The 12587-nt window shown below is 61.0% G+C and carries 12 protein-coding genes and 1 riboswitch; of the genes, 2 read left to right on the top strand and 10 right to left on the bottom strand.

The genetic code is table 11. The features are described 5' to 3' along the window. From AC1DV9_RS10735 to epmA, 4 genes are all read right to left on the bottom strand, one after another. Positions 1–1182 (bottom strand): acyl-CoA dehydrogenase family protein, encoded by a 1182-nt coding sequence (locus tag AC1DV9_RS10735; RefSeq protein WP_477947727.1) that lies wholly within the window; start codon positions 1180–1182, stop codon positions 1–3. Then, positions 1182–1433 (bottom strand): acyl carrier protein, encoded by a 252-nt coding sequence (locus tag AC1DV9_RS10730; protein ID WP_112385876.1) that lies wholly within the window; start codon positions 1431–1433, stop codon positions 1182–1184. Before AC1DV9_RS10730 ends, AC1DV9_RS10735 begins: the two co-directional genes overlap by 1 nt. A 256-nt stretch (positions 1434–1689) precedes the next feature. Further along, complete coding sequence (locus AC1DV9_RS10725) at positions 1690–2742, bottom strand: lysine-2,3-aminomutase-like protein (protein WP_477947725.1); 1053 nt, start codon at positions 2740–2742, stop codon at positions 1690–1692. Next, positions 2739–3803 carry an EF-P lysine aminoacylase EpmA gene (gene epmA / locus AC1DV9_RS10720; protein ID WP_477947723.1) on the bottom strand — a complete coding sequence of 355 codons (1065 nt, stop codon included), beginning with the start codon at positions 3801–3803 and terminating at the stop codon, positions 2739–2741. Before epmA ends, AC1DV9_RS10725 begins: the two co-directional genes overlap by 4 nt. Before the next feature lie 150 nt (positions 3804–3953). Between epmA and efp the strand changes: the two genes are divergently transcribed. Further along, positions 3954–4523 (top strand): elongation factor P, encoded by a 570-nt coding sequence (gene efp / locus AC1DV9_RS10715; RefSeq protein ID WP_112385879.1) that lies wholly within the window; start codon positions 3954–3956, stop codon positions 4521–4523. 52 nt (positions 4524–4575) lie between these two features. On the opposite strand, the gene AC1DV9_RS10710 is transcribed toward efp, so the two are convergent. The 6 genes from AC1DV9_RS10710 to metA form a co-directional block, all read right to left on the bottom strand. Then, positions 4576–5304, bottom strand: coding sequence for an SIS domain-containing protein (locus AC1DV9_RS10710; RefSeq protein ID WP_477947721.1), 729 nt, complete (start codon positions 5302–5304; stop codon positions 4576–4578). A gap of 2 nt (positions 5305–5306) precedes the next feature. Then, positions 5307–6458, bottom strand: a complete 1152-nt coding sequence (gene nagA / locus AC1DV9_RS10705; protein WP_112517817.1) for an N-acetylglucosamine-6-phosphate deacetylase — start codon at positions 6456–6458, stop codon at positions 5307–5309. Next, positions 6458–7489 (bottom strand): SIS domain-containing protein, encoded by a 1032-nt coding sequence (locus AC1DV9_RS10700; RefSeq protein ID WP_477947719.1) that lies wholly within the window; start codon positions 7487–7489, stop codon positions 6458–6460. Before AC1DV9_RS10700 ends, nagA begins: the two co-directional genes overlap by 1 nt. Beyond that, positions 7486–8259 carry a GntR family transcriptional regulator gene (locus AC1DV9_RS10695; protein ID WP_112517819.1) on the bottom strand — a complete coding sequence of 258 codons (774 nt, stop codon included), beginning with the start codon at positions 8257–8259 and terminating at the stop codon, positions 7486–7488. The genes AC1DV9_RS10700 and AC1DV9_RS10695 overlap by 4 nt, the downstream gene beginning before the upstream one ends. A 115-nt stretch (positions 8260–8374) precedes the next feature. Continuing rightward, positions 8375–9397 (bottom strand): aldose epimerase family protein, encoded by a 1023-nt coding sequence (locus AC1DV9_RS10690; protein ID WP_477947717.1) that lies wholly within the window; start codon positions 9395–9397, stop codon positions 8375–8377. A 137-nt stretch (positions 9398–9534) separates the two neighbouring features. Beyond that, a complete protein-coding gene (gene metA / locus AC1DV9_RS10685) occupies positions 9535–10458 on the bottom strand; it encodes a homoserine O-acetyltransferase MetA (protein ID WP_477947715.1) in 924 nt (307 codons plus the stop codon). A 65-nt stretch (positions 10459–10523) separates the two neighbouring features. Then, positions 10524–10601, bottom strand: a riboswitch (SAM riboswitch). A 146-nt stretch (positions 10602–10747) separates the two neighbouring features. On the opposite strand from metA, the gene AC1DV9_RS10680 reads away from it, so the two are divergent. Further along, on the top strand, positions 10748–12586 hold the full coding sequence (locus AC1DV9_RS10680) for an ABC transporter ATP-binding protein/permease (protein WP_477947982.1): 1839 nt from the start codon (positions 10748–10750) through the stop codon (positions 12584–12586). Position 12587 lies beyond the last annotated feature (1 nt).

Below are 12587 nucleotides of genomic sequence, written 5' to 3'. Positions count from 1 at the left end.
TCACCCCAGTAGGCTAGTGTCCTGCTTGTGGACGAGAAGCATGCTCGACGTGTTGCCGAGGATGCGGTCATTGGAAATCATCAGCTGCGCGGAATGCGCATCGCGAAGGTGACGGCCGACGCTGAAAGGCGTGCCGTTCTTGTAGCCCATGATGCCGCAGATCAGCATGACGTGGTTGACGATCTCGAGGATCGTTTCCGACGAGGCGATCTTCACGTTGTTCATGGCAACGGCAAAACCCATCGACGACAGCTTGTCGGGATCGGCCTTAGCGTCTTCGTAGGCTTTCAGACCCGCAACGACATTGGACTTGACCATCTGCAGGAGGTTCGAAACCTCGGCAAGGCGTAGCGCACCGGGCGGCGGAGCGCCGGGCGATTTGCGTGCGGCAGCGCGCACGAACGCCTGGGCGCGGCAGACGGCATCGACGGCAATGCCGTACCAGACGCCGCTCCAGAGGAGATGCGAGGAGGCAAGCATCGACTGTGCTGCGATTTCGGCAAACGGCTTCGGCAGGATCTGCGCTGCCGGCGCTTCGCCCTTGAAGAGGAAGCCGTCGGAGCAGGTGCCGCGCATGCCGAGCGTATTCCATACATGGGTTCGCTCGAGCGTATACTGGTCCTTGAGGAATGCCGTCAGCACCTGATCCGAAGACGCGGCCTCCGGGCCGCTGCGCGACGTGATCAGGATAGCATCGGCGTGTGAGCCGTAGGAGATGACAGTCGCGTCCTTTTCGAGACGGCAAGTATCGCTGGTAATCTCGATGGCGCAGATGCTGTTGCGCAGATTGCCGCCAATGCCGCCTTCGGTCGTCGCCGAAGCGATCAGCAGCTGTTCGGCCGCGATAAGCCGCATGAAGTCTGCATGCCATTCGCTTTCCGCGCCGTGCTCGACAAGGCTCGAAAGCTTGATGTGGTGCATGGCGAAAACCATGGCACTTGCGGCGCAGGCCTGGCCAAGAACGGAGCAGAGTTCGGCGATTTCGGTCGTCGTCGCGCCCTCGCCGCCGAGGTGGCGGGGGATCTGAATGCCGAGCAGACGTTCGGCCTTCATCGCATCGGCAGCTTCCCGCGGGAAACGGCCTTCGGCATCGACGGTGTCGGCGTGCTTAGCCGCAATCTCGGCGACGCGCGCGGCCCGTGCCGCAAAGCTCTCTTCCGTGATCTTGACCGGGAAGTTCATCAGGCGACCTTCCGGCTGTCCTTGATCATATCGACGGTCTTCTCGATCGCCGAGATGCTGGCGAAGGACTTGCGGTTGAGAAGATTGTCGGGGAACTCGATATCGAAGGCTTCTTCGATCGCCAGCATCAGCTGGACCGATGCAAAGGATGTCAGACCCGCCGCGTAGAGATCGGCGTCGTCGGCGACCTGGTCGATCGACGCGGGAAGCTTGCCGAATTTGGCTATAATATCGCGGATTGTCTTGTTCATCCGAACATCTCCAAGATTGTCATGATCCAGAGCAGGCGTTCATCGCCTTCATCATGAGCGCTCTTTTAGGCCGGAAAACCCAATATTCCGCTAATTTGTCTGGTTAAAGATGAGCAAGATTCACACTTAAAGTTTTATCGAGTATCGCGCCTTGGTTGAATTTTGCTGTTTCTACTCAAATACTTGCCTCGGCGGCTTGGCGTAATACAGGAGCGGCGCGAAGGACTTCCCAGTGCAGAAATGGAACGGAAATTTTCTATCCCGCCGGTGGATAGCTGTGCTCGCCGCCCCTGTAATCGGAGACCGAGAAGCAACCGTCGGCGGTTTTGCGAACGCCGCTTTCGGCGATCACGGTCTTTCCGTAGCCGCCCGGAATATCCAGAATATAGGCTGGCTGGCAGAGGCCGGATATGCGTCCACGCAATGCTGCGACGATCGCCTGCCCCTCTTCGATCGTCAGCCGGAAATGGCTGGTGCCGGGCGCAAGGTCGGGATGATGCAGGTAATAGGGCTTGATACGGTTCTCGACGAACGTCTTCATCAACGACGCAAGCACGTCCGCGTCATTGTTGACACCCTTCAGCAGCACCGATTGGCTGATCATGACGATACCGGCATCGACGATCCGGGCGCAGGCCGCCCGCGCTTCGGCCGTAAACTCACGCGGATGATTGGCGTGCAGTGCGATGTAAACGGTCTTGCCGCTCGCCTTCAGCGCGTCGATGAGCGCCGCATCGATCTTGCGCGGATCGACCACAGGCACGCGGGTATGAAACCTGACGATCTTGACGTGGTCGATCGCCGAGAGCTCCCGCATGATATCTTCCAGCCGCCGCGGCGACAGGATCAGCGGATCGCCACCGGTGAGAATGACCTCCCATATTTCGTCATGCTGGCGGATATAGTCGAAGGCTGCCTTCATCGCCTCCGGCTCCAGCGTACCCAAGCCTTGTGGGCCAACCATTTCGCGGCGGAAGCAGAAGCGGCAGTAGACCGGGCAGACATGCACGGCCTTCAGCAGCACGCGATCCGGATAGCGATGCACGATACCTTCGACCGGACTATGCGGGAGATCGCCGATCGGATCGGCGCGTTCTTCCGGGGTAATCTGCAATTCGTTGCCCGTCGGCACGAACTGCCGTGCGATAGGATCATCAGGATCAGCGCGATCGATCAGCGCCGCAACCGAGGGCGTCAGCGCGATCGAATAACGGGCCGCAACCTCTTCGAGGGCCAGCCGGTCGCCCTCGGCAATCAGACCGGCGCTCGACAAGTCATCGACGCTTTTGATCGGCCTGACGATATTCATCGGCCATACTCCGCGACGGGCGCCCACAGCACCTGATCGATGCGCGAAGCACCGGTCGCCAGCATCACCAGCCGGTCGAAACCAAGCGCAATGCCGCTCGCCTCCGGCATGATCTGCAACGCCTCGAGAAAATCCTCGTCCAGCGGATAGCGCTCGCCATAGATGCGTGCCTTCTCGGCCATCTCGATCTCGAAACGGCGCCGCTGTTCGGCAGCATTCGTCAGCTCGCCGAAGCCATTGGCAAGCTCGACGCCGCAGGCATAGACCTCGAAGCGCTCGGCAACCCGGGGATCCCGGCCTGACGGCCGCGCCAGAGCAGCTTCCGAAACAGGATATTCGTCGAGAATGGTAATGCGGCCGAAACCGAGATGCGGCTCGATTTTCTCGACCAGCGCGCGGCTGAAGAGATCGGCCCAGCCATCGTCTTCGGCGACACGCAGGCCGTTGCGGCGCAGTTCGGCCGCCAGATGCTCGCGATCGGTCGAGCCATCGGCAGCGACCGAGCCGAGCAGATCTATCCTGGCATAACGATCGAAGGCTTCAGCAACCGAAATCCGCTCCGGGCCGGCAAAAGGATCGGCCTCGGCACCGCGATAGACCAGCTTGGATGCCTTGGCGGTCTCTGCAGCGAGCGCAGCTATCCGCACGCAATCCATCATCAGCGTCTCGTAACTCTCGCCCGCCCGATACCATTCCAGCATCGTGAACTCGGGATGATGCAGTGGCCCGCGCTCGCGGTTGCGATAGACATGCGCGAAACAGGCGATGCGCTGTTCGCCTGCCGACAGCAGCTTCTTGCAGGCGAACTCCGGCGAGGTGTGAAGATAGAACGGGGCCGGCTGGCCATCCGTCGTCAGCGCTTCTGTTGCGAAGGCGTGCAGATGCGCCTCGTTGCCCGGTGACACCTGCAGTGCGGCCGTATCGACCTCGACAAAATCTTCGCCGGCGAAATAAAGACGCAGTGCCGCCTGGATCGCGTTGCGCCCAATCAGGAACGGGCGGCGATCCGCGTGGACGTCAGGCGTCCACCAGGGCGAGGCTTTGGCGCTCGTCAGGCTCATTCTCCGCTTTCTTCACCGTGACGGCCAACGCTGGGCTGGCTTTTCGCCGGATTTTACGTTAGTTGCCGCCCCAAAGGAAAATTAATCGCGTCTAGAGGGCTATTGCGACAGTCCTCTACGACGCCGAAGGCTGAGTTACAAGGAAGTCTTATGGTCAAGATCATCGCCTCCTCCGTCCGCAAGGGCAACGTTCTCGAAGTGGATGGCAAGCTGTATGTCGTTCTTACGGCCAACAACTTCCATCCTGGCAAGGGCACGCCGGTGACCCAGGTCGACATGCGCCGCATCGTCGATGGCGTGAAGGTGTCCGAGCGCTGGCGCACGACCGAGCAGGTCGAGCGCGCATTCGTCGAGGACGTCAACTTCCAGTTCCTTTACGAGGACGGCGAAGGCTTCCACTTCATGAATCCGGAAAGCTACGATCAGGTCGTCGTCGACAACGAGACGATGGGCGATCAGAAGGCCTATCTTCAGGAAGGGATGACCTGCATCCTGTCGATGCACGAAGGCATTGCGCTGGCTCTCCAGCTGCCGCGCCATGTGACGCTCGAAATCACCGAGACCGAGCCCGTCGTCAAGGGTCAGACGGCATCGTCCTCCTACAAGCCGGCAATCCTTTCGAACGGCATCAGAACGCTGGTTCCGCCGCATATCGATGCCGGCATCCGCGTTGTCATCGCGACGGAAGATAACTCCTACGTCGAGCGCGCCAAGAACTGATTGTCCGCAGGGGCAAAGAAAAAGGCCGGCGTCTCCGCCGGCCTTTTTCGTTTCAGAGATGCGGGTTGCGCGGCCGGTAGCGTTTGACTAGCTGCTGGTTGACCGATGCAGCACCCGGCATGTTGGCGCTGAGATAAACCGGCGCATCGCCTGACTTGGCGAGCTCCGAGGCCACCTCGGCAAAGATCGCATTGAGCACGGTCGCCCCGACTGCCGTCGAGACCGGTCCGACCCTCAGCCCGCTCCCCTCGATTTCGATGACGGCATCCCCCGGCGGAAGGCCGTTGTCGAGGACGATGTCGGCAACCTCTTCCAGCCTGCGGCGGCCGTTGGCGATCGCCTTGGAATATTCGATCGAGGTGATGGCGATCACCTTGGCGCCGATCTCATGGCCGTAATCGGCAGCCTCGATCGGCGCGGCGTTTACGCCGGAATTGGACGCGATGATGATGACGTCGCCCGGCTGCATGCCATAGCGCTCGAGCACGGGACGAACGAGACCTTCCGTCCGTTCATAGACCGAACTGATCACCGCACCCTCGTGCAGCATCGCAGAACCGACAAGCACGGGAACAGTGAAGGCAAGCCCGCCAGCCCGGTAATGCACTTCTTCGGCCAGCATATGGGAATGGCCGGTGCCGAAGACATAGACGCGCTTGTCGCTGCGGGCCGCTTCGAGGATCACCGCGGCGGCCTGCTGCATCGGGACATCGAGAGCCGATTTCAGCTGGCCGAGCCGCTCGATCAGGTTCGAGAAATAAGCATCGGTGATCGCAGTCATCGCTACTTCCTCTCCCCGCCGATCCAGGCCGCGGTGACCTCGATCTTATCGGTCAGGTGCACGAAGTCGGCGCGATACCCGGGAGACAGGCGGCCGTAGCCATCAAGCTGCAGGAAGCGTGCCGGATAAAGCGTCGCCATCCTCAGCGCTTCGGCCAACGTCAGGTCGAGATAGGTCACGCAATAACGGATGCTGGAAGCCATATCGACATCGGACCCCGCCAGCGTGCCGTCATCCAGAACTACCTTGGAGCAGAAACTGCCGCTCTCGCGATGAACGGTGCGGCCATTCAGCGTGAAGCTGTCCTTGTCGGATCCGACAAGCGACATCGCATCGCTGACGAGGAAAAGCTTTCCTTCGCCGCGCTTCGCACGCAGCGCCGTGCGCAGTGCCTTCGGATCGACATGGTGGCCGTCGGCGATCACGCCGCACCAGGTCGAGGGGTGATCGATCGCCGCACCGACGAGACCGGGAGCGCGATGCCCCATCTGGCTCATCGCGTTGAAGAGATGCGTGACGCCACGGGCGCCGGCGTCGAAACGCTCTTCCGCCTGCTCGCTGCTGCAATCGGAATGCCCGATGCTGATGGTAACACCCGCGCCCGCAAGTTCGCGGACCTGCTTCACCGTCACCTGCTCGGCAGCCATCGTCACCAGAAGCGTACCGATCGCTTCACGCGCCGCAATGAACGCCTTGACGTCTGCGTCTTCGACCGGACGCATCAGCGACGCGAGATGCGCGCCTTTGCGCGCCGGTGCCAGATGCGGCCCTTCGAGATGCAGACCGGCAACACCGCGGTTGGTCTTGACCGCTTCCTTGGCAGCTTCGATCGCCGCCTTGGTGGCATCGGCCGTGTCGGTGATCAGCGTCGGCAGCAGCGCTGTCGTGCCATAGCGGCGATGGCCGTCGGCGATGATGTACATCGAGTCCGGCGATGGCTCGTCGTTCAGCATCCGTCCGCCGCCGCCGTTCACCTGCGCGTCGATGAAACCGGCGGAGAGAACTCCACCGTCAAGTACCACGGTCTCGCCTTCGGGTAGATCGTTGAGTGCCGCGATGGTCTCGACGCGTCCGTTCGAAACGACCAGCGCCCTTTCGTCGTGGAAGCGCTCGCCGTCGAAGATCCGGGCGCCGGTGAAGATCTTGCGGGACATCAGACGGTCTCCGTAACCTTGAGCAGGTTTGCCGGCTTGTCGGGATCGAAGCCCTTGCGGCGCGTGACCGACTCGATGAGGCGGTAGTAGACGAGCAGCGAAACCAGCGGATCGAGAAGACCGTTGCCGGTCGATGGAACGCGCAGGTTGACCCCGGAAAGCGGCTGTGTCGAGAAGGGAACGGTCGTCGCGCCGAGCTTCTGCAGGCGTTCGAGCGCCTGAACGTTGTTGGCGTATGCCGCATCGTCAGGCGCGAAAGCGACAATCGGGAAGCCCGGCTGAACCAGACGCATCGGGCCGTGCATCAATTCGGCCAGCGAGAAGGCTTCGGCATGCAGGCCCGACGTTTCCTTTGCCTTGAGCGCGGCTTCGAGCGCAATCGCGAAGGCCGGGCCGCGGCCGGCGGTGTAAAGCGAGCTCGCGTTGAAGAGAACGTCTTCAGCGGCAGTTGTATCGATACCCGACGTGGCAGAGAGCGCCTCGGGAAGCTTCTGCAGGGCGGCCTGCAGATCAGCCTTGCCGCCGATCGCTGCCGTTACGCCGGCAAGTGCTGCAACCGAAGCGATGAAGGATTTCGTCGCGGCAACGCTCTTTTCCGGTCCGGCATTGAGGCCGAGCACGATATCGGCCTGATTGCCGAGTGGGCTGTCGGTAACATTGACAACGGCGATCGTCGTCGCCCCACCCTTCTTCGCGGCTTCCTGCAGGGCAACGATGTCAGGGCTGGCGCCGGACTGCGAAACGGTGAAGTGAATGCCGCCCTTTAGATGCAGCGGTGCGCCATAGACTGACGCGATCGACGGGCCGACGGAAGCGACCGGAACGCCGCAGGTGATCTCGAACAGATATTTGAAGAAGGTTGCCGCATGGTCAGACGAGCCGCGGGCCGCCGTCGTCACCACGCTCGGCCGCGCCGAGGAGAAAAGCTTGGCAATTTCGGCAAAGGCGGGTTTTTCCTTTTCGAGCAGGGTCGCCACGACCTCCGGCGACTGGCCGGCTTCCTGCAGCATCAGCGACTTGTTCTCAGTCATAGTTCATCTCCAATTCTCAATTCTGCAACGAAATCATAAGCATCGCCACGATAGTGCGAGCGGGTATATTCAACGACGCGCTGGTCTTCGAGGCGGGATATCCGCTCGATCAGCAGGGCCGGCGCGCCGGCCTTGACGTTCAGCATCGCGGCCGAGGATGGGTCGAGCGTCACGGCCGTCAGCCGCTGCAGCGCCCGCACCGGCTTGTGGCCGTTGGCAGCCAGGGCGTCATAGAGCGAACCTTCGCCACCCGCCTGTTCGCCGACGAACTTGACCGGAACGACCGCGCGCTCGATCGCCAGCGGCAAACCATCGGCAAGACGAAGACGATCAAGCCGCAACACCGGCTCGTCCTGACCGAGCCCCAGCAGGAAGCTTTCTTCCGGCGATGGCTGATTGATCTGCCGGGAGAGGATTTTCGCCGCCGGAGAGCGGCCGCGCGAACGCATGTCGGCCGAGAAAGACGAGAGCCGCCAGAGCGATTGCTCCATGCGCTCGACACGCGCCGAAACGAAGGTACCGCTGCCGTGTCGCGATTCAAGCGCGCCTGAAGACATCAGCTCGCGATAGGCGGTGCGTACCGTGACGCGCCCAAGCTTCAGGGCTTCAGCAAGATCGCGCTCACCGGGAAGCGCAGCGCCGGGCTTCAGCAACCCCTCCTGGACGAGACCGGTCAATGCCAGGGCCAGCCGCTTGTAGAGCGGTCCGGTCGAGGCCTCGTCGCGCAGTCCGCGCGCATTCAGCTCTGCTATCAGACTGGTTCTATCCATAGGCGCACATTAGAACCTATTTAGAACCAGTCTTCAAGCTGAATCTACGCCGCAAAAAAGAAACCCTCGTGACGGATCACGAGGGTTCGCAAAACCGGCGATCAAATCGATCGCATCAGTTCTTGGTGAAGATGTAATCCGTTTCCTGGCGCAGGACCTCGCCCGGCCGCAGCACGGCATTCGGGAAGCCCTCGTGATTGATCGCATCCGGCCAGACCTGGGTCTCCAGGCAGAACCCGGCGAACGGTCCGTACTTGCGGCCATCGAGACCTGGCACGGCGACATTCAGCTTGAAACCGGCATAGAACTGCACGCCAGGTTCGGTCGTGCGCACTTCCATCGACACGCCGGAATTGAGGCTGCGGGCCAGCACGGCGGTGCGCTTGGCGACACGCTCCTTCGACAGGCAGAAATTATGATCGTAGAGCGCCTGTTCCGAACCTTCGAAACGCTTCATCGGCGCCATTTCGCGGAAATCGAAAGCCGTGCCGTCGACCGGGCGCAGTTCCCCGGTCGGGATCTGCCGCTCGTCGGTCGGCAGATAGTGATCGGCCGCGATCATGATATCGTGGCCAAGCGCGTCATCGCGGCCGTCCAGATTGAAATAGGCGTGCTGGCAGACATTGGCGAGCGTCGGCTGGTCGGACGTCGATTCATAGACGATCGAGAACTCGCCGTTGCCGTGAACCCGGTAGGTGGCCTGGATCGTGCAATTGCCCGGATAGCCGGCGCGGCCATCGGGATCGACGATCTTCAGGACAACGCGATCGACGGCATGCTCGACGATCGTCCAGTTGCGCTTGGCAATGTTGTCGCTGCCGCCATGCAGATGCGAAACGCCCTTTTCGTTGAGCTCCAGCTGGTAGTCCTTGCCGTCGAGCGTGAACTTGCCGCCGCCGATGCGGTTGGCGCAGCGCCCGGGCGTCGCACCGAAATAGGAGGAGTAGGCCGGATATTCGGAAAACTTGTCGAAGCCGAGCAGCAGCGGGGCATCGTGGCCGTCGAGCCTGAGATCCTGGATGACAGCGCCCCAGCTCATGATCTTGGCTGTCAGACCGCCGCCTTTGATCTCGACGCGATAGACGGTTTCTCCGTCTTTCGTCGTTCCGAAAACTTCCCGCTTGAGCTCTTCCGCCATTATACCATCGTCCTGAAATCTGTTCGCATCCGGCAGCGAAACTGCCCCCATTTGCCGCGAACCGCAACTGCCAATGCCAAAAAAGAAATGCCGCTGCGGCAAAGGCAGCAGCATAGCATCAACAGTTTGATAAGCCGTCAGATTTTCGTGCCGATCTCGTTGAGGTCGTAGGACGTCGTCTGATAGATTTCATTGATCCAGTTGCCGAAGAGCAGATGTGCATGACTGCGCCAGCGATTTTGCGGCGGCAGCGCCGGGTCGTTGTGCGGGAAGTAGTTGTGCGGCATCTTGATCGGCACGCCGGCATTCACGTCGCGGAAATATTCGTCCGACAGCGACGTCGAATCGTATTCGACATGGTTGAAGATGTAGAGGCGTTTGCTGGCCTCTTCCTGAACCAGACAGACGCCCATCTCGTTTGATTCCATCAGGATCTCGAGACCCTGCGCCTTTTCGATGTCGCCGCGGCGCACTTCCGTCCAGCGCGACACCGGAATCTCGAAATTGTCCGAGAAGCCGTTGAGATAGACCGAGGACGGCTTCAGGTTCTTGTGGCGATAAACGCCGAATGCCTTCTCCTTCAGCTCATGCTTGGGAACGCCGTGGAAGTGGTAGATCGCCGCCATCGCGCCCCAGCAGACGTTCATCGTCGAATGCACGTTGGTGCGCGTCCACTCGAAGATTTCCTGCATCTCGCTCCAATAGTTGACGTCCTCGAAGGGCATCAGCTCGATCGGCGCGCCGGTGATGATGAAGCCGTCGAACTTGCGATGCTTCACCTCTTCCCAGGTCTGGTAGAAGGCCAGCAGATGGTCTTCCGACGTGTTCTTGGCCTTATGGTTGCCGACCCTGATCAGCGACAGCTCGACCTGCAGCGGCGAGGCGCCGACAAGGCGCGCCATCTGCACTTCAGTCTTGATCTTGTTCGGCATGAGGTTGAGAAGCCCGATCTGAAGCGGGCGGATATCCTGGCGGATAGCCACTGTCTCAGTCATCACCCGCACACCCTCCTGAACGAGGGTTTCGAAAGCGGGCAGCGTGTCAGGAATCTTGATGGGCATTGCATTCACTCGATCGAACAGGACAACCGGCAAATAAAAAAACCGGTGGCGAAAAAAGAATCGCTACCGGTCCGCACGCGGCCCTTTAGCGACTTATTTAACGTGGCTGCAAGCCGGCCGGCCAAATCACCACGATCCTCTAGATAGCGCTGACAGCGCCGCGAATCAATCGTGATTCGCAACCTGCACTTTGAGCTAGGTAACTCACGCATTAATGACTGGTAGAATCTGTTGATGGACAGCACGCGCTACCATGTTAATCAGGGATGATGCTGTACAGGAATGCATGATGACGGACGACGCCAAAGGCGGGGCTGTCGGCCAGCGGCAAGATAGGGTCGGATACGATCTCAGCCTCGGCTATCGCCTCAAATTGATGTTTCTAGCCTTCTGGGCTTCGAAAGTGCGCGGCAAGATCCTGTCTCTCGCCGCCATCCTTATGTTCGTCATCTTGGCGACGGCCTACGGTCAGGTCGTTCTCAACCGCTGGAACGCGCCGTTCTATGATTCGCTGCAGCGGCGCGATGTCGGCGAGTTCTTCCATCAGCTTCAGATTTTCGGTCTGATCGCCGGCTCTCTGCTACTTCTCAATGTCGGCCAGGCCTGGCTTAACCAGATGACGGCGCTCTATATGCGCGAGGGCCTGACCCGCGATCTCGTCGATCAATGGCTGAAGCACAAGCGGGCCCTGCGGCTGGCCTCGAGCGGGCTGATCGGCGTCAATCCGGACCAGCGCCTGCATGAGGACGCCCGCAACCTTGCCGAAAGCACCACCGGCCTCGTTCTCGGCCTCATCCAGTCGACGATCCTGCTCGTCAGCTTCATCGGCGTGCTCTGGGAGCTGTCGAGCGGCTTCGTCTTCCACTTCCGCACCTATTCCTTCGCCATCCCCGGCTACATGGTCTGGGCCGCCGTCTTCTACGCCGCGTCGGCATCGATCCTCAGCCAAATCGTCGGCCGAAAGCTGGTGCCGATCAACGCCGAGCGCTTCTCCAAGGAAGCCGAACTCCGCTTCTCGCTGATGCACGCCAACGAGAATATGCCGGCGATTACCGTCGCCAGAGGCGAGGAAAACGAGCGCCAGCGCATCAACACCGATATCAGCACGGTTCTCGCCGTCCTCAAGCGCCTGACTATGGCCAACACCAACCTCACCTGGGTTTCCGCCGGTTACGGCTGGCTGGTCATCGTCATCCCGATCATCGTCGCCGCGCCCGCCTATTTCTCCGGCGGCCTGACCTTCGGTGAGCTGATGATGTCGGTCGGCGCCTTCAACCAGGTCAATACGGCGCTGCGCTGGTATGTCGCCAATTTCGGCCCGATCGCCGAATGGCGCGCGACGCTGAACCGCGTGACCGATTTCCGCCATGCGCTTGAGCATATGGATGAGCCGCTCAATCCGAAGAATGTCATCGCCTACGAGGATACGGCTGCAGACAGGCTTGTGATGAAGAACGTCACCATCGCCGCCAAGCTCGGCGAAGAAGTCGATCAGTGCGGCGGCTTCCGCCTGCACGAGCCCGATGTGACGCTGAAGGCCGGCGAGAAGGTGATGATCAACGGCGATCACAACGTCAATCGGAAGCTTCTCTTCCAGGCGATGGCCGGCCTCTGGCCCTGCGGCAGCGGCACGATGGGCCTGCCGCCCTCAGACGACATCCTGTTCGTCCCCCAGGTCGCCTATATCCCCGGCGGTACGCTGCGCGAGGCGCTCTCCTTCCCCGAACCGGCCGGTTCCTACAAGAACGAGGATATCGAGGCCGCTCTGGAGAAAGCCGGGCTGCGTCAGTTGATCAGCCGCCTCGACACGCGGGCGCGCTGGGACAAGGTTCTAGATTCCGACGAACAGAAGGCCATCGGCTTTGCCCGGCTTCTGCTCGTGCGGCCGCGCTGGGTGGTGTTCGACGAAGTGCTTGAAGGCCTGGAGCCGGAATGGCAGGCGACGCTTACCAACCTGCTGACGGCGCTGCCGGAAACATCGATGATCTATATCGGCCGTTCGGAGATCTACATGGAGATCCTGAAGCCGAAGGTCCTGCATCTGGAAGCGATCGCCTCCAAGACCGATGAACCGCCGCCACCGCCGAAGACCGGCACCGGCCGCCCCGCGGCGGCACCGGTTATCTAGC

The organism is Rhizobium sp. 01L410, assembly GCF_056400165.1.
Note: the sequence above shows the minus strand (reverse complement) of the source record. Positions and strands in the feature narration are given on the sequence as shown.